The following is a 17,636-nucleotide window of genomic DNA, read 5'->3' on the forward strand; positions in this document are numbered from 1 at the left end:
TGCAGGCCACTGTCTCGTGTTGGCTGATATTTCATCGCGGTATCAGGCGCTCGGCACTTCACCATCACAGCGCCGCCAGTGCTTTTGCTACCGCCTGGCGGGCTGCAGTGATCTGCTGGATGCTCTGCTCCTTGTTGGCGATGTCTTCTCGCAAGTGGGTCAGGCTCTGCTGGATGTCGCGGCTCATGTTTTCGACAAAGGTCTGGCCGGTGCTGCCCAGGCTGTTTTCGATAGCCTCCACCTTGCTCTTCACTTCGCCTTCCAGGTCGCGAATGATCGCGGCCACAGCTTCGCGTTGGGCCTCCTTGAGGCCGTTGATCTGGCTCTCTGAAACCCGTTCGCTGCCAAACGATTTAATGATGCTGATGCTGTAGTCCTTGTCGCCGAAGCTAACATTCGGAATGGTGATGCGGCGCAGGCTCTTGTTGACCTCTGCCAGCATCAGTTCTGCATCGAAGTCGGCGCTGCCGGTGTCGAACAGTGACATCGCCGCGACACCCACTTTTCGGCGCAGCTCATCGAGATCGACGCAGCCGATGATTGCCTTCTGCAGAGCCTTGGTGGTCTGCAAGGCGAAAACCTGGACCTGTTCGATGGCATCCTGGGCGCTGGCGTAGGTGGTGACCACGTCGCGGCAGCGCGTTTCCCAGTCATGGCCGAAAAAACCGCCGAACCACGAAGTGTCGACCTGATAACTCTCTGTGGTTGTCTCTCGAACAACCTGTATTCGTGAATATTTCTGTGCCTGCTCGCGAATGTCTGTCTTCAACAGCGCGAACTGCTGGCTGGCTTTGACCAACTGCTCGTCAAACACGCCTTCCAGGCGCGCCTTGCCGCCTTTCATACGCCTGAGCATGTCCTGCTCGATTCTCTCCAACTCCCCGATGTCGCCGTTGCGAACCTGTTCGCTACGCGCCTGCAGGCTGAGCGCAATCTGTTGCAGGCGTTCACGTGTTCCGTTGTGCACGCCTTCGATCAGCTGCTGTTCCTTGCTGGCGATCAGGTGCTGCTTGTGTTCGCGCTGGGCGAGGATCTCGTCGCGTAGCGCCGTAATGTTGGAGAGTTGCCGCAGGCTGTTCGGTTCAAAGGCAAAACCGGTGGCGGTGCATAGCTGATCGAGTTGTTCCCGGTCTTCTTCGGACAGGGAGTTGAAGTGCTCGGCGACCAGCCATGCCCAGCTGGAAATGAATCGTGGCGCGGATTTTTTGACAGCGCTGAGGATGCGCCGGGTCTTGTTGTCCTGGCCGGGCTGGTTGATCTGCGCCTCCAGCGTCAGGCTGGCCTGATCCGTCATTTTCTTGTCCAGCAGCTGCAGCATCGCACCGGTTCGTACAGCAGAACGTTTCTCGGCGGGTGCCCGTTCGGCGAGCTTGCTAGCTGTGATGGCTATGCCACGATCCTGGCGCAGGGCGAGATCGCGCTGCGAACCGACCAGGAACACCGCCTTTTCGTCGATACCAGCTTCGGGTAGTTGCTCGCGCAGCACCGCCATGTCGGAGGAGGTGAGGAACTGGCTGACTGCCGAGAGCAGAAAGATCACGTCGCACTGGCCAAGGAAGCTACGGGTGATTTGGCCACGGGAAACCACCGGGTCGTTGAAACCGGGGGTATCGATTATTTCTAGGCCCTGCAGGCGCTTGTCGTCGACATGCAGCACGGACATCTTGGTGATGGCGGTGAAGCGTCCGCCGCTGCCAACATATTCCTGCAGTGCATAGGCCAGGTTTTCTGCGCCACCAGCGACGTCCAGTACCTCGGTTTTACCCAGGTAGTCGTGTACGTCGAGGCCCTTCCTGCGTGTCATTTCCACCAGCTCTCGCGAGGAGCGGATGGCTTCGGGAACGTGGCGATCGATCTCCTCCGCTGTGCGCGCGCGAGGTGACGCGAGAACTTTGGCGAAAGGGCTGTCGCTCTTCGGCGGCTCCCTCAGCTTGCGCTCTGCTTCGGCATAGGCCCTGGGGTACTCGTTGGCGCGTTGTTCGATGTCGGCCCAGTCGTCGGCGCTGTAGAACACCACTTCAGCCTTGGCCTTGGGGGCGTAGACAATCTTGGTCAACGCAGCGGTCATCGGCGTGTCAGCCTTGGGCAGCAGGTCGCGGCCGAAAAAGGCAGCATTGAGGAACGAAGACTTACCGGCCTTCATCTGGCCAACGACAGCGATGCGCAGGTCGCGACCGCTCTCGCGCGCAGCGTGGAGATTGACTTCAAGCCCGTCGAGCAAGGTTTTCAGACTACTGAGTTGTTCGGCGTCAATAACAGTGGCATGCGAGGTTAGCGAAGCCAGGGTGAAAGTTTTGGCGGTCATAGCGAATTTTTCCCGAGAATTTTTTGCCAAGTCGCAAATGTGCCAGGCGACCAAAAGGGGCCAATTGCTTGTTGTTTCTTGAGCAGTGAAGATGCTTTGGCATGATCTTGTGCAGCAGCCTTCTCCAGCCAGCTGATAGCGTGAGCGGAGTTTTTTCTCAGGCCTTCGCCATTTAAGTAGCGGCGGCCAAGTTCAAATTGGGCATCGGCATGCCCTGCCTCGGCCGCTGCGCGATAAGCCACAATGGCTTTTTCCAGGTCCTGGGAAACACCCTGGCCTTTTTCGTAAAGTACCCCTAAAGCGTATTGCCCGGCGGGGCTGCCATTTTTCGCTGATCGTGTGATCACGTAGAAGCGGGCTTCCTCGTGACCTTGCCTGGCTGCTTTTTCAAACCAATACAGTGCCTGCTCGTCGTCTTTGGCAATCCCTTCTCCCCTGGTCAGGCAAATGCCCAGGTTGTATTGAGCCTCGGCGTGTCCTTGCTCCGCGGCCTGGAGGTAACAGGCGACGGCGCTTTGCAGATTTTCTGGAACGCCTACACCGTTCTCGTAGCAGACGCCTAGGTAGAACTGGGCCTGCACATGACCCTGGTGTTTGGCCTTGCGGTACCACTGCGCCGCAAGGCGTTCGTTTACGCACACGCCTTGCCCAAGCTCGTGATAGATGCCGAGTTGAAACTGGGCAGCGGCGTTCCCCTGTTCTGCGGCGTGCTGGAAGAAGACAGCCGCTGAGTCGAAATCGCCTTCCTCATGAAGTGCCAGGCCCTTGCCGTAGAGCTCTTCGATGGAAAGCGCATCAATGGCCAGGTCACCGATGATCTGCGCGATGATTTCCTGCATTTCGTTCTTTAAAACGGTGAAGGCGTCGACAAGTTCGGCAAAGACTTTCTGCCGGGTACGTTGCTCCTGGAGCAGTTCCTGTAGCGTTGCCTGTTCACTTTGAGGCAGTTTTTCCTGCAGTGGCAGAAGGGTATTGAACAGCGATAATTTTCGGCGGCTGTTGGACAGGTTTTCCCGATTGTGCTGGATATAACCGTCTAGCACACGTTCGCAAGTGCGCCTGTGGTGGGTGTACTTGGGAGCCTCGTCCAGCGTTTGGAGCCACACGCGAATATCGTCACCAGCCATCAACGCTCCCTGTTCGGCTCCCAGCGGTGCTGCCCAGGCCATCAGTCCGGCGCTAGGAATGCCCGAAGCCTCGATCGCCTCTGCGGTGCTGTGCAGGATGGCGTCGATAGAGGAGTGGCCCACCAGATCGGCCTGAGTGACGACGAAGAAGATCGGTCCGGGATGATCGAGACTGCGCAAAAATGCCAGATCGTCCTGGCGAATCGAACCGTTCCTGGCGCTGAGCAGCCACATCACATGATCGGCTTCGGTCAGTTGCTTGAGGGCAATGGTTTCATCGCTGTCAGTGCTACCAAGGGCGTCTACCTTGCTGTAACCAGGCGTATCAAGGAAGGCCAGGTTGCTCCAGGCGAAGCTTGCGCAGTGGAGCATCAACAGCTTGAGCACGTGGGCAAAACCGAACGCCTCGTCGAGACTGTCGCGGTAGTGGCTGGTGAAGGCGTGGGTGATGGCCTGCAGGCCGTCGCGGTCCAGTCGAATCTGCTGGTTGAAGGTGTTCAGCGCAACGATACCGTCTTCGCCACGGGTGATGAAACTGGGAATCGCCGTGGTTGGCTCCAGCGACTCCGGTAGCAGATCGACGCCGAGCAGGGTGTTGAGCAGGCGCGACTTGCCGGCGCTGAAACCACCCCCGACGCCGACCACGGTCTTGTTGGCCAGGTCGGGAAACAGAGCAAGGTTTTCCAGTGACGCTTCCAGCGCCTGCAGCTCGCGCAACGCCTGGGCTTCACCGGGAAAGCTGCCTTTGGACGTAAGCTCGATGAAGCGCTCATTGATCAGTCGGTGCAGCGCGGCGGGCAGTTGCTGCCGTTGCGCCTTGCCCACGTTCGGACGTGGCTGTCCGACCAGGCTGGCAATCAGTTGCAAGCCTTTACCGGGATCTCTCAGGTAAGGGTTGGTGGTGGCCGATTGCGCGGCCTCCAGCTCTTCGAAGGATAAGCTGAAATCAAGCGACATTGGCGCAGGCCTCCGCAGGTCGGGATTGTTGCTGGCGGCTGTGGTCGAGCAGTCGAGCGACGCTGTTCAGCGCCTGTTCGGCCTTGTCCTGGATATGTTGCTTGCGGTCACGGTCTGCTACCAGTTGCTGTTCGATGCGATCGAGGTTCTCCCGTTGCGTCGTCAACTGCGCGGCTAATCTGTCGCACATATCGCCGATGAACTGACGGGCATGCTTGTCGAGTGCATCGGGAATCAAGCCTTGCAACTGGCTGATGACCGTTTCAATCGCCTCATTGGCTTTGCCTTCGGCTTCGCTCTCCTTGTTGCTGCGCGAAGCGAACAGGCCGATCGCACCGCCAACTAGGCCGCCGATCAGGGTGCCAACCACCGGCACTATGGTGCCGATAGCCGCCCCAGCTGCTGCGCCGGCCGCTGAGGCACCCAAACCATAGTCGGCCTCTATTCCCGCCGGGCCGTCGCCGGAGAGTTGCGGCCCCTCAAAGGCGCTGAACTCGATATGACTGCCCAGGCGTTGGCAGGCGTCCATGAGACGCGGGGTCAGGTTCTGCTCAATGGCCAACTGGCAAGCGTTACGTGCATCGGCGGTGAGCAGCGGACCAATGCCTTGGCCAGCCAGCAGCATCTGTTTGTAGGCCTGGCGACGACTGCGCAGGTAACTGTTGACGGTGGCCAGCACCTGATGGCTGATCGCTGCGCGGCAGTCGCGTAGCAGGCTGTCCTGTTCGTTGGCATGGTTTTCTTCGAGTCGGGCCATGCCCTTGTCGAGGATCTTCTGCTGTTCGAGCAGTTGCTCTGCGCTGGTGTCCATCGCCAGTTGCTGGCGAATCAGGCGTTCGGCCTGAACCAACAACGCCTTGATCTGCGCAGCGAAGCGTTCTTGGAACAGGATTGCCTTCTGGGTTTCGAGGCCGGCGAGCAAGTCTTCGAAGCCACTCAGATCGCCCTCACGCGCAGAGCAGCCACGGGTCGGTTGGCTTGAGTCTAGGCCGGCCTGTTCGGCGAGGGAGCGGCGCAGGGGTTCGCGCTGCTGACGGCTGTTCAGTGCCTCCTGGCAGACCAGTAGGGAAAACGTCTGACCCAAGGAGCGCTGGCGATCAATGAAGGCCAGCTCGTCGATACCGACCTGACTGATACGGGTGACGCAGAGGATGCACGACACAGCTTCTCCGATGTATTGCTCTAGCGCACGTTCATGTTGGCCGTTGCTGGAGCCCAGGCCCGGCGTGTCGACCAGCACCAGATCAGGGTGACGGGCGAGGGCAGTGCGGCACAGGTGCAGTTCTACGAACAGGGGTGGCCGGGCGGTAGTGCGCGGATCGTCGAGTAGCGCGGCGTAGGCTGTGAGCGGTTTTTCCTCGCGCCGTACCTGGCCAGTCCCGGCGTCCTCCAGCCAGTGGATCACCAGCTTTTCCGCGCCCGGTTCGGCGTAGTGGAATTCAGTGGCCAGACTGGTGCAGGCGCCGAGGTCGTCCTTCTGAATATCCTCGCCCAGCCAGCAGTTGAGCAGGGTCGACTTACCAGCACTGAACTTGCCGATCAGCGGTACCTTGAGGTGGAAACCGGTGATCTGCTGGCGTAGGGCGTTGATCTCCCCGGCGAAGCTCTTGGGCAGGATGTTTTCCCCCAGCAGGTCGTCAAGCACTTGCAGTTGCCCCAGCCAGTGCTCCTTGTACTGACTCAGGTCGCTGCTGCGTACCACCGAAAATCCGGCGCACTGGAGGTGGTAGAGCAGTTCGGCGAGAAAGTCCCAGGCGGGTAGCGCCGTTGCCGCGCCATACCCCCAGCGTGCCGTTACGCTGTCGGTGTCCGTCGGCGCAGTACCGCCGCGTAAATCAAGCAACCAAAGGGCGGTCGGGTTGAACAGGTTAGCCTGGGGCAGCGCGGCCAGTTGCAGGGTAAGTGCCTGCAGACAGGCCGGTTGCTCGCTCAACTGGGTGCAGAACTCGCCGATCTGCACGGGGTGAGCATGATCCAGCCCGACGAGCAGGCACATTTCTTTGAGGCTGTTCAGCTCGTGGACTGTCCACTGGCCGTTGGTGAGGCGAAAGAAGTCGTTGGCCAGACAGCTGAGACGCAAGGCCGCAGGCAGTTCGCTGAGCGCCTTGCCGTCAAGATGACGCCTATTGGGATGTAGTAGCCAGTCGTGCAAGCGGCTGGTGCGTTCCAGGGCGTCGAGGCGGTTCTCATGTGTACTCAGGCGGTCGCGTAGCTTGCAGTAGACTCCGGCCAGCGAGCGGTAGACGCGCCGCAGATCCTGATTATGACGATCTCCCAGTCGCTGGATTTCGGCGAGTGCGCCGTTCAGGCGGTTTTGCAAGGTGCAGGCGAACTCGAGGGTGATTGCACCTTTTTCCTGAACTGCAGCAATCAGGCGCAGGGCGGCGAATTGCGCCTGGGCCACGTCGCGGACATTCTCGGCGGCAATCTGCTGGTTTTTGCCGGTGATAGCGCCCATGAAGCGCGACAGTAATCCCTGCTCACGCAGGAAGGTGGCGCGTCCGCTGACTGGAGAAAGGGTGGCGAGGGCGTCCAGCACCGAGATTTCGACCGCCCGGCGGTTGTTGCTGTTCTGGGCCAGGAAACTGTCGACGGCAGTTTCGAGTTGCTGACGCTCGATGTCAGCCAGCAGCGCAGTGTTGTCCAGAGCCAGGTGCTCGAGTGCGAGAGGCATATCGTCGTCGGCCAGGTCGAGCTTCTGGCTGAAATCGTCGTTGCGAACTTGCCGGTCGAAGTCATGGATATCGTCGACAGCCTTGCTGTGTTTACGGTCCACGTCGTACAGGTTGTCGCTGAGCTTGCGCTCCTGTTCGGCGGCCAGGCGGGCGCGCTCCCACAGGGCTTCGTACTGAGCTTCGTTGTCGAGGAACAACTGCAGGTGGCGGAAGATCTGCAGGCCGTCGGCATAGCCCTGTTCCATGCGCCTTGCGGCTCCTTCGTTGGAAAAGTCGAGGGTGGCGGTGACGCCGCCCAGACTGTTGGCAGGAACGATCGGCAAAATGCGCACCCCGGGATAGTGGCGCGGGTCGATGCTCAGGTCGTCGGGCGACAGATACACCACCACGATGGTGTCGCAGCCGGCCTCGATCAGTGGCCGGATCGGGGTGTTATCAATCTGTTTATGCGGCAAGCCCCAGTAAAAGCCGCCATCGGTATAAATGCCGTCGTCAATGGCGACCTCATCGAAGATCAGGGGCAGGGCCGCCGTACCGAGCAGCATGTCCGCTGCAGTGTGGGTGTCGCGTACCGAGAGGTAATCGACCCGGTTGGCGGCAGTGTTGTGCAGCGCCACGCTCAGCGGCAGCGCCGAAGAAGCCAACCTGCCTGCGTCCAGGCCTTCGGCGATCATGCTCTTGAGGCCATCTTGCTTGAAAAAGCCTTTGGTACTGATCAAGTGGCTGAGCATCGGCGAGATCACGCCGCTTGTTGTCAGCAGCGCCAGTCGTGACGCCAGCCCTGGCACGTCCTGTACGGAAAGCATGTTGCGGCTTTCGATGTTCAGCCACATGGATTTGGCCTGATCGAGTTTGTCTTGAGCGAACATCGCGCCGTTGAGACCACCTACCGAGGTGCCAGAGATGGCGCTCAGTTGGCTGTCCAAGCCCAGGTCGCGCATAGCCTGCCAGACGCCGATCTGATAGGCCCCCTTGCCGCCGCCGCCAGATAGGGTAAGACCGAGTTTCCTGAATTTCATGCTCTGCTCCATGAGGGGGGCGGCGTCTCTAAGAGGGCTCGTCCGAGTCTTCCAAATGAGGGATAGCGAGGGAGGGGCGGTACGATTTTTCGGAAGGTCAGGGAATCGTCGCTGCCCGATAACTCACTGCAGACGGCCTCTTTTGTCGGGCGCGGGGGGAGGGGCATTCCAAGTTCCTTTTGACTGAAGCAATTTCCATGGTGGCGTTCTGCCCTTGAAGGCCGGTATGCTGACTTTGTGTGAAAGATTTTGCAATTGGTCAGACGCGCCGTCTGACTTCATGGGCTATGCAGTTCAGGTCGACGCATAGTGGCTAGCCGGCTCTCCCACAGAATAAAACCCGCCGCTTACTTAAGTGCGGCACTGGGTAGCCGATAGCCTCTCCATGCTTACGCACGGGTTATAAGCAAATGGGCCACAATGCTGGCCATTCGAGAAACGAAGGACAGGGACTGCTCGTATGGGTTGGGAGAGACTAATCGTTGCCGGAGCCGCAGCTGTGGTCGCGGCTGGCGTCGCTTACTGGAAACGTGAAGAAATCAAAGATGGCTGGGACAGCATGATCATCAGCCTCAAAGGTAAGCGCGTGGCGATATTGGGAGAGCGCAATGTCGGCAAGACAGCTCTATTGAAGTTCCTTGCCAGTGGTGAGGTCTCCGACGAGTACATGCAAACCACGCTGACCGAGAAAGTCCAAGGAACACGGTTTGCAATGAGTGACCTGAAGCTGGACCTCAAGGAAACCCGCGACGTTCCCGGTGCGCCTGATGCAATCGAGGACTGGAAAACACTGCACAATGAAGCGGACATCGTCCTTTATCTGGTCAATGCTCAAGAGGTCAATCAACAACGTATCAAGCGCGATCTCGAAAAGATTGAAAGCTGGAGGAAGGCTCCGGCGCCATCGCCCAAGCTGGTCGTGATCGTCACGCATATGGACCTCGACCCTACGTACGTCGCCACACCCGTGTCCGGTCAGGGGCATTTCCGTGATCGTTTCGTCAAACTCCACCTTGATGCAGGCCTGTCGAAACTAAGTCAACGGCCGCCGATCATTCTCGGCAGTCTGGTGAGTCGAGATCAGGCGGCGAGATTGGTCGCGACGTTGATCAATACGGTAACAGCATGATGCATGCCAAGGTTTTCCAAGCTCAAGCACTGGACAACAGGTCCTCGGACTATTTGCGTCTGGCGGAGTGTGGAGCGGAACTTAGCAGCCCGGTCCGAGAGCAAACGTATTCCGCACTGACCAGCATCAGCGTGCGAGGTACTGTTCTGTTTGCACAAGATGGCGTGAAGCTGTTCGTCAAAGGCAACGCAGCCGTTTTGCAAGTTGTCGCGGAGGAGCGGGACCGCGCGGGCCGGCTGGCGCCAGTGGTTTGCTGGATCGAGCATAATACCGGGCAGGGGCCAGGAGCGACTGGTGTCGATGCGGTGTGGGCGTCGCTCGAGCAATTCGCTACCTCCATCGGGCGCAGCTTTTCAGAGCCTAAACGCTTGGCTGCACGGGAGGCGCTTGAGCAATTCGAAAAAAAGCAGCCGAGCCAGAGCTTCATAGCCCTGGCGATAACACTTTTACAGCGCGAGTGGGCAGCGTGGCTCAGACGCGCACTGGCGGCGCTGAAAACTTTCGGCAAATGAACGAACAGGGTACGCGCATCGCGCGAAAGGGGAGCAATGTGGCAACAGGCAAGATTCCGCTGGACCATGGCGCACGCAGAGTGATGCTCGTGTTGGATGAGAACACGATCAATGAGTGTCTCTATGATCTCGAGCCCGAAGCCAAGGGGTTTCTATTTGATCCCCAGTCCCACATCCTGCAGTACCCGCTTACGGTCGATGAGCCAGATAGCCAGGCGCTGCAGAATATTATCGATGCTGACCTGCTTCGACCGGGCGCGGTGCTCTTACAGAGCCCGTATGACCGTAACGCCTATGTGGACCTGAGCCAGGCCACGGATCAGTTCGCGATTGAGAAGCTTCGGCATTTTTCGCGGCTCTGCCAATACCTGGGAGCTCGGGACGTAACCGTTGAGCAGGTCGAAGTCAGCAAGGACTCCTCGTCCCAAGTGTACGAGTTGCACGGCAAAGCTCCTGTTGCCAAGCTCGATGTCAAAGTCGAAAACAAAGTGGGCAATTCACTGGCCAGAAAGTTTTCCATCAATGCCTCGTTTCGCGGAGGCAAACCCAACACCGAGGCAGCTGAAAAATACCTGCGTGGCAAACAGCTGTGGGGCGATGTGGTAATGCGTAGCCTGGTCGAGCAGTGCGCTGATGAAGACAACCAGATCCTTGAACAGAAGGTGGTGATCAGCCTGTCGAGTGAATCGAAGCGTTCCCTGGGCGTAGTGGCCAAGCTTAACCTGCCAGTCAAGGGGCTAGGGCTAACGGCAAATTACCTGGACAGTGCTCATTCGATCGAAGAGTACCTTCTGACCTTGACGGTAAAATTTGACAGCCCTGAAACCGATAGTTTGTAGCGGTGCGTCGCATGATTACCATCGCCTAGCCTGGACTATCATATTTGATACCGGGTGGGCGGGCTTGGATTCCGCGATGTTTGAATTCTCGCTTCTCATCGGCCTCCCCAAACCCAGCAGCATCGATACTTCATCGCTTACCCCTGAAGATGCAGCGGTTAAATTGCGGCAGGCTGCCACTCTCCGGCTTAACGGAGCCCAGAGTATTCTGCTTCATTTTCCGCAAGACGTTGAGCTGGCAGTAGAGCTGTTGGATGACGCCGCCGTGTTGTACGACAAGGCATTCCGGAATTTAACTGGCATTCCGGCTCAAAGCGTTCATCAGCAGATCCATGAGTATATCTCTGTCCCGTCCGCTGAAGGGGCTCCCGCGATCCAAACACCGTGGGGTAATGAGTTCGCTCCGGTAATAAAGGAGGGTGTTCGTTGCGCAGAGACTTGGCTCGAGGGTTCATCATTACCGTTATGGTGGGCGCTGTCTCAGAACCGAAAGCGTCATCGTCCAGGGGACTATCAGGAAGCATTTGAAGCAGGCTTTCTGCTGCGGTTGCAGCAGACGCTGATCATGCGGCGCGAAGCCCCCACTTCCCAATCAACCCGCTTTGATGCCTGAGTCTTCGATTGAAGTTTGAGACTTTGCTTTTCCCGCCAAACCCTCCGATCAAGCGATCTTTGATCGTGCCGATCGGAGGGTTCATTCGCTTTTTCTCGAAGCCGCCGCGTTCCACCCTCCTATTTTCACATTTAATTAACGCCACGATTATTTTTACCCGTCAGTAACTCCCCCGCGATTTCTATCGAGCGCAGCGCCATTCAGTGTGTGTGCGGATCTTTCGGGGGCATGGATGTAAGTGTGGCGACAGCGGCGACAGCGGCGACAGCCCGCGTAGAACGTGACCTGGAACGTGGCGACAGAAGTGGCGACAGTCGCCACTTTCTGAGCGCTTTGCCCGTGACGCTTGACCGTCTTTTCGAGTGGGTATAAAAATTGGCGCACGGATCGCTGTCGTTGACAGCACCTGCCCAGGTAGCCAGAGCCTTTAAGGCTACGCCACTTGCGTGGTGGTTCTTCCCTAAGTGCGATTAGCGTCCGGCGGCTCGCACGGTCACTCCCCAAGAGTGACGGATGCCTTCTCTACCAATCTGTCCACTGCGGCAGACGATGGACCTATCTAGCTGCACTGCAGCTGCCTCACCCTTCGGCACACATCGCTGCGCCAGACCGCACCCGTCTCTTTCTCCTGGAAAGAGACGGGCGCTCGTAGCACTGCTGCAAGCCACGTCGTACAAGGCATTGCCGCAACTCTCCTCGTGACAATCGGCCTGACAAATCCGATTCGTCGCCATCCACAACGACACAGGCACCGGTGCCGCAGCCTATGGAGAGGCTGCACCTGACTGACAGTCAGGCATGCCCCAGGTGTCGATGTTGTTGCTTTCTCTCACCCAGGATCTCCAGGTGCCGAACTCGTCAGTCGGCACAGCCTCCACCCGCCCGCATCTTTGAATGCGTCTAAGGAGGCAAGATTCATAGGGTTATGCCCTTGCTCCCGGTCGTAAGGAGCCGTTCGTTCCGCGTCAGTGAACACCTCACAGGCCGCAGGGGCCTTTATCCCTGATAACACTCAACAGCCGTGGCGGGACTACGTGAGGACAACCAGCAATGATCGAGGAGAGGGCCCATGCAGCAGTTAGATCCGAAGCTTGAACTACTACGACCACCCCGACCGTTGATTGAGTCGAACCCCGTGCCCCAGTCTTATCCGGTGCAGGCACTGGGTGGGATTCTTGGGCCTGCGGTTGAGCGCATGGCCGAGGTCGTCGGCGTGCCCCAAGCACTGGCCGCGCAATCGGTGTTGGCCGCCTCGGCCCTGGCAACTCAAGGTCATGCGGGCTTACAACTCGACGGGAGACATTATCCCCTGTCGTTGTACTTGATCACGGTGGCTGCGTCCGGTGATCGCAAAACGGCGGCAGATCGATGTGCCTTGCTGCCAGCACGGCAATGGGAGCGTGAGCAGTGGCAGCGCTATCGCGAACAACTTGCCCGCTACCGAGCCGCACAGCGACAAGCGCAGCGTATCAGCACTGCCGATCCCGCCCCCATAGGCAGCGTATCGCTCGAAGCGGAGCCTTCGGCCCCTCGGCTGATCACCACAGACCCGACGATCGAGGCTCTGGTCAAGGGACTCTGCCATGACTTGCCGAGCATGGGCCTGTTCTGTGACGAGGGGGGACAATTCCTCGGTAGCAGCACCATGAGTCGGGATAACCGTTTGAAAGCGGTCACGACCTTGTCGTCACTCTGGGACGGCAGTCCGATAGATCGCGCGCGGTCCATGGTGGGTGAAAGCTTGCGAGCTTACGATCGACGCTTAAGCCTGCACCTGATGCTGCAACCGTATCTAGCCATGCAGTTACTCAGTGACCCGTTGCTGCAGGGGCAAGGCATTCTCGGTCGCTGCCTCATGACCTGGCCCACCAGTCTGGCCGGACAACGTAGCTACCAGGCTGTCGACTTGTCCAAAGACGCCGCCCTCAAGCGCTATCATCACCGCCTTTCGGCTCTGTTTTATCAGCCGTGGTCACTTTCCGCTGACGGAGCCTTGCAGTTGTCAAAGCTGAGCCTCAGTCCGCTGGCGCGTCGTCGCTGGATTGATTTGCATGATGCTATCGAAGCTCAGCTGGGGGAGTTTGGCGAGCTGGCCAGCGTACGGCCCAGCGGATCAAAGGCCGCCGATAACCTGCTGCGCGTCGCCGGTATTCTTGCAGTTGTGGAGGAGAGCAGCGTCGTGGAGGTCGACCATATCCAACGGGCCTCCGCTTTAGTCGGCTACTACCTCAACGAGATCCAGCGCCTGACTGAGCAGGAGCCAGTGTGTCGGGTAAAGGAGGAGGCGGACCGGCTGCTGCGCTGGCTGCAGGTCAAGGATTGGAAGCACTTCAGTATTCGGGACCTGAACCGCAACGGACCCCGCTTTGCCCGTAAGAGCAGTCGCCATGCCGCCAAGCTGCTGGTCGAGTTGATCGATCATCAGTGGCTGATCACCGACGGCCACACTTTCGAGGTGCGCCATGTTCAATCTTGATGAAGCGCTGCGCAACCATCTGGCTCAGCGCCAAAAGGAGCCGAAAGTGCGATTTGTCGCCGCTACTGTCGCCACTTTGTCGCCACGCTCAAAGCCAGACAAGGCAAGGGTTGTCGCCGTTGTCGCCGGTGTCGCCACCATCGGTAAAGCTATCACCTCGACGACAGCCATCATTCAATGGTTGAAAGAGGAAGGTGCGCAGCTCTACGTCGCTAACAATACGCTGTGTTTTCGCCCTACTGATTGGGCTCAACTCGCTATCGTGAGCACGTACTGGCGAGCCCTCTTGCATGAACTCGTGGCAGTCGATCAGGAGCAGAAAAATGGCTCGGGTCGGTAAGCGATCTGGGCGTAATTTCGGCTTTGGGCGCCAGCTCAGCTATGCCGGCCCTCAAGCTCTAAAAGATCTGTTTGGTGACGGCCATTTTGCTACCGTCAAAGCCCATAGCGATCGTTGGCAGGCTTTTGTGCGTTGGTGTCGATCCGATGAAGGGCCGGGGCTCAATGATGCGCGACAGATCGACCGCGAAGTCCTAATGCGGTACGCCGTCCACGTGCGGGAGCAGGTTGATCAGGGCAACGTCGGCATCGCTACCGCGCAGAACCGACTGTCCAGCGTGAACCGAACGATGGCTGCGCTGCGCGGTGATCAATACGTCAAAATCCCGAGTCCAAGTAAGGCGCTTGGCTTGCAGCGCTCAAGCGTGCGTAGTGAGGCGCCACAAGGCCAAGACCGTGTGCAGGTCAGGCTGGTTGCGCAAGCGCTGTCAGAGCGACAGCAACTGAGGGTGAGTGCCATCGTGCTCCTCGCTCGGGAGACCGGCATGCGCCTGCGTGAAGCGATCTTGGCGGACTTGCCCCGGCTGCAACGTGAGGCTCGGCAACTGGGCAAGATTAATATCCAGGACGGCACCAAAGGCGGTCGATCAGGCGCATCGGCACCGCGTTGGATTGCGGTCACGGATCAAGCTCGTGGCGCCCTCGACAGGGCCAGCGAGGCCTCACCCAAGGGCAGTCGGAATCTGTTAACACCTGATGAAAGCTACAAAGATTTCTTACAGACAATCGTACGACCGGCGCGGGACATCATGCATGAGCATGGATTGAAAGGCTTTCATGAACTGCGGGCGGCTTACGCCTGTGAGCGCTATGAACAACTGACCGGCTTCTCCGCACCCATCATTGGCGGTCGTGGTCAACGAGAGGATCGAGCACTCGATCAGCGTGCACGTCAGCAGATCAGCCACGAGTTGGGGCATAACCGCATCGACGTGGTGAGTGCCTACATCGGAGATCGTCGATGAAGTCCGAGTTCGATATGGCGTTGTTTCTGAGCCCCGTGCTCAAAGGTGCGCATGCCACGCGGCAGCGGCATATCAGGCAGGCAGAAAGGATGCACGAGGCGATTCGTGAGCGCTGGAGTTGTGCGACCCCTTGGTCCTGGAAGGAAAAGCACACCAGATGGTTTTTAGGGCACTACCTGAGTTGCTCAGCACCAGCGACCATCTATTACTATAAGTTAACAGCAGGGCTGATCCGCCGAAGAAAGGCGCAACTCGTGGTTGTCTGATAGATCTTTAAGCGTGAGCCCCTAAGTATGGGAATGCGGAGCCTTCCCATACTTAGGGGCTTGGCCGAAGAAGCGCAGGCATGCGGCTGATTTAGCGACAGTCGCCACTTCAGTCGCCCTGCTGCACGGCACGAATTGTCGCCTGCTCAGCGTATCGGCACGACGTTACGGTCCCTGGTTTGATTGATGGCGGATGCCGACAGGCTGCCGGTGGCTGCCTTCTGGATATGTTCACTCCACCAGGCCATCATCGGACGCCGGCGTTCGATGTAATCCGCGCGGTTGTAGGCGCTTCGAACTTCGTCTTTATCGACATGCGCCAGCGCGACTTCGATTAGCTCCGGATCCCATCCATGCTCATTCAGAATTGTGCTGGCCATGGAGCGCATGCCGTGGCTGACTAAGCGGTCCTGAAAGCCCATTCGTTTCAATGCCATGTTGGCTGTCTGGCTATTCGCGTGGGTGCGCGGATTTCTATCTGACGGGAACACATATTCCCTGTGGCCGCTATGGGGCTTAAGCGTCTCCAATAACGAGAGTGCATGTTCGGTCAGCGGGATTGTGTGCGGACGACGCTTTTTCATTCGCTCCGGAGGGATGGTCCAGATGCGTTTTTCGAAGTCGATGTCTGCCCATCGGGTAGTCGCCGCTTCGGCAGGGCGGGTCATAGTGTGTAGCTGCCATTCGATCAGGCAGCGGGTCGTCCGCTTGATGCTGGCGTTCGCGATTTCCATCATGAGCTCCGGAAGCTCATCTGGTGGTAGCGCTGCCATGTTCTCTTTCTTAGGTTTCTTGAACACCGCTCGAATGCCGCTGAGAGGGTTGGCAAAGATCATTCCGGAATTGACCCCGTAGGTCATGATCTCGTTAAGGCGCTGGCTCACTCGCTTAACTGTCTCGAGGCTGCCTTTGGCCTCAATCGGACGAAGGAGCTTGATGACCATTGGGGCGCTGACTTCGGAGAGAGGCGTTGATTTCATGCTCGGAAAAACATGCAGGGTGAGGGAGCGCCAAATGTCTTCGGCATACGCCGGCGTGACGGAATCCTTCTTCAGCTCGAACCAGGCGGTGGCCACGTTCTCGAAGGTGTGTTCCGTTTCCGCTCGTTTGGCTTCCTGTAGCTCATTGCGCTGAGCTTTTGGGTCGATGCCCTGTGCAAGCAGCTCTCTGGCCTCAGCGGTTTTCTTCCTCGCTTGCGCAAGAGAAACCTCGGGATAAGAGCCGAGTGCCATGTTGATTCGATTTTTGGTGACGGGATGCCGGTAGTTGAAATTCCACTGCATCGAGCGATTGACCCTGACTCGCAGTTGGAGCCCGTCGCCATCCGTGAGGACGTAATCCTTGTCTTTCGGTTTGACCGCCTTGAGCTGGCGGTCGGAGAGGCGTGTGGTTTGAGCGCACATGAGAAGTACTCCATGACACCTTTTGGTATTCCCAAGATTAGCGCCGGGTAGCCGGGAATACCATTGGGAATACCAAACTGCCTGGAACTCAAAAAACCTTTGAGGAGCCCAGTAGCGCTGAAGCCCTTGATTTCACTGAATTTCAGGCACAAAAAAAGACGTCCGTGGACGTCTTTAGATGATGAAGTGGTGGAGCCGGGGGGATTTGAACCCCCGTCCGCCAGTACTCCGCTGTCGGTACTACATGCTTAGCCGTGTCTATTAAGTTAACCCTCAGCGACCCGACTGGCAGGGTGCTTTGGGCGAGTTGTGTAAGTTTTAGCCGCTTCGTCCACAACGTACTGCACGGCGATTCCGTTCTATATGACAATCACTTTGGGTTTACGGACATCCCCTGGTGATTGCTGGACCCGAAGGTACCAGAAGGGAAGGGCTAAGGCTGCTTACGCAGCGAGAGCGTATTCCCCGTAGGTTTCGTCATTGGCAACTATAGGAAGTTGCAACAGTGGATTTACGAGTTCTGTTACCAACTCGGCATGCACCTAAAGTTTCGCAACCGGCGTCGAATCCTAAACGGCCCCGAGCCTGTCGCTCCATGAATCTTGAGGAGCGGCAGGCATGCGCAGTGTACGCTAATCCGTGTCTGAGGCCAACCCGAAGGTTGGCCTCAGACAATGCTACTGATCACCTTTCGCGTTGTTCTGCAGCTTCTGGATGGCCTGGTTGGTCAGCGAGATGCAATTTTCAGTGCCTTCTTTGGTGCCTTTGGCGTGCTCAGCCTTGGCTTGTCCGACAGTGGCGTCGATGTCGGTCTTCAGACCTTCGCTCATTTGCTCGGTGCTGACTTTGGCGTCGCTGATCTTTTGCAGGTTGATTTTGCAAAGGTCATCTTGGCTTCCTGCAAACACCGGAGAGGCCAACATCGCAGCGGAAATGAACAAGCCAGCAAGTGCGGTGCGCTTCATGTGTATCTCCTTGAACGTAGGGTCTCGGTGCCGCTGGACAGTCGCG

Annotated in this window: 13 protein-coding genes and 1 other RNA gene; 8 read left to right on the forward strand and 6 right to left on the reverse strand. The window is 58.2% G+C overall.

Going from position 1 to position 17,636, the window contains the following annotated elements:
- Positions 1 to 64 precede the first annotated feature (64 nt).
- The 3 genes from HU742_RS03370 to HU742_RS03380 are packed head-to-tail and all read right to left on the reverse strand — an operon-like array spanning position 65 to position 8,083.
- Positions 65 to 2,305, reverse strand: coding sequence for a dynamin family protein (locus HU742_RS03370; protein ID WP_186639481.1), 2,241 nt, complete (start codon positions 2,303 to 2,305; stop codon positions 65 to 67).
- A complete protein-coding gene (locus HU742_RS03375; RefSeq protein ID WP_186639483.1) occupies positions 2,302 to 4,389 on the reverse strand; it encodes a dynamin family protein in 2,088 nt (695 codons plus the stop codon). Before HU742_RS03375 ends, HU742_RS03370 begins: the two co-directional genes overlap by 4 nt.
- Positions 4,379 to 8,083, reverse strand: coding sequence for a patatin-like phospholipase family protein (locus tag HU742_RS03380; RefSeq protein WP_186639485.1), 3,705 nt, complete (start codon positions 8,081 to 8,083; stop codon positions 4,379 to 4,381). The genes HU742_RS03375 and HU742_RS03380 overlap by 11 nt, the downstream gene beginning before the upstream one ends.
- 460 nt (positions 8,084 to 8,543) lie before the next feature.
- Between HU742_RS03380 and HU742_RS03385 the strand changes: the two genes are divergently transcribed.
- From HU742_RS03385 to HU742_RS03420, 8 genes are all read left to right on the forward strand, one after another.
- Positions 8,544 to 9,212, forward strand: coding sequence for a GTPase domain-containing protein (locus tag HU742_RS03385; protein WP_186639487.1), 669 nt, complete (start codon positions 8,544 to 8,546; stop codon positions 9,210 to 9,212).
- Positions 9,209 to 9,724: a hypothetical protein gene (locus tag HU742_RS03390; protein ID WP_107321851.1), complete on the forward strand. Its 516-nt coding sequence runs from the start codon at positions 9,209 to 9,211 to the stop codon at positions 9,722 to 9,724. The genes HU742_RS03385 and HU742_RS03390 overlap by 4 nt, the downstream gene beginning before the upstream one ends.
- Positions 9,679 to 10,563: a hypothetical protein gene (locus tag HU742_RS03395; protein ID WP_186639489.1), complete on the forward strand. Its 885-nt coding sequence runs from the start codon at positions 9,679 to 9,681 to the stop codon at positions 10,561 to 10,563. The genes HU742_RS03390 and HU742_RS03395 overlap by 46 nt, the downstream gene beginning before the upstream one ends.
- A 76-nt stretch (positions 10,564 to 10,639) precedes the next feature.
- Positions 10,640 to 11,176, forward strand: a complete 537-nt coding sequence (locus tag HU742_RS03400; RefSeq protein ID WP_186639491.1) for a LasR-specific antiactivator QslA — start codon at positions 10,640 to 10,642, stop codon at positions 11,174 to 11,176.
- Between the two features lie 1,069 nt (positions 11,177 to 12,245).
- On the forward strand, positions 12,246 to 13,652 hold the full coding sequence (locus HU742_RS03405) for a YfjI family protein (protein ID WP_186639492.1): 1,407 nt from the start codon (positions 12,246 to 12,248) through the stop codon (positions 13,650 to 13,652).
- The gene (locus HU742_RS03410; RefSeq protein ID WP_186639494.1) at positions 13,639 to 13,992 is read left to right on the forward strand and encodes a hypothetical protein; all 354 of its coding nucleotides are present in this window, start codon (positions 13,639 to 13,641) and stop codon (positions 13,990 to 13,992) included. The genes HU742_RS03405 and HU742_RS03410 overlap by 14 nt, the downstream gene beginning before the upstream one ends.
- Complete coding sequence (locus HU742_RS03415; RefSeq protein WP_186643946.1) at positions 13,976 to 14,956, forward strand: integrase domain-containing protein; 981 nt, start codon at positions 13,976 to 13,978, stop codon at positions 14,954 to 14,956. Before HU742_RS03410 ends, HU742_RS03415 begins: the two co-directional genes overlap by 17 nt.
- Entirely contained in the window at positions 14,953 to 15,222 is a 270-nt protein-coding gene (locus HU742_RS03420; RefSeq protein ID WP_186643944.1) for a hypothetical protein, read from the forward strand. The genes HU742_RS03415 and HU742_RS03420 overlap by 4 nt, the downstream gene beginning before the upstream one ends.
- Before the next feature lie 146 nt (positions 15,223 to 15,368).
- Here HU742_RS03420 and HU742_RS03425 read toward each other — a convergent pair whose 3' ends face one another.
- The 3 genes from HU742_RS03425 to HU742_RS03435 all read right to left on the reverse strand — a co-directional run bounded on the left by HU742_RS03425 (position 15,369) and on the right by HU742_RS03435 (position 17,590).
- A complete protein-coding gene (locus tag HU742_RS03425) occupies positions 15,369 to 16,625 on the reverse strand; it encodes an integrase domain-containing protein (RefSeq protein WP_186643942.1) in 1,257 nt (418 codons plus the stop codon).
- Positions 16,626 to 16,812: 187 nt separating this feature from the next.
- Positions 16,813 to 17,206, reverse strand: a transfer-messenger RNA (tmRNA) gene (gene ssrA, locus HU742_RS03430).
- A gap of 96 nt (positions 17,207 to 17,302) precedes the next feature.
- Positions 17,303 to 17,590, reverse strand: coding sequence for a PA2433 domain-containing protein (locus HU742_RS03435; protein ID WP_039592339.1), 288 nt, complete (start codon positions 17,588 to 17,590; stop codon positions 17,303 to 17,305).
- Positions 17,591 to 17,636: the final 46 nt, after the last annotated feature.

Source organism: Pseudomonas marvdashtae (assembly GCF_014268655.2).
In the GTDB taxonomy this organism is placed as follows: Bacteria; Pseudomonadota; Gammaproteobacteria; order Pseudomonadales; family Pseudomonadaceae; genus Aquipseudomonas; species Aquipseudomonas marvdashtae.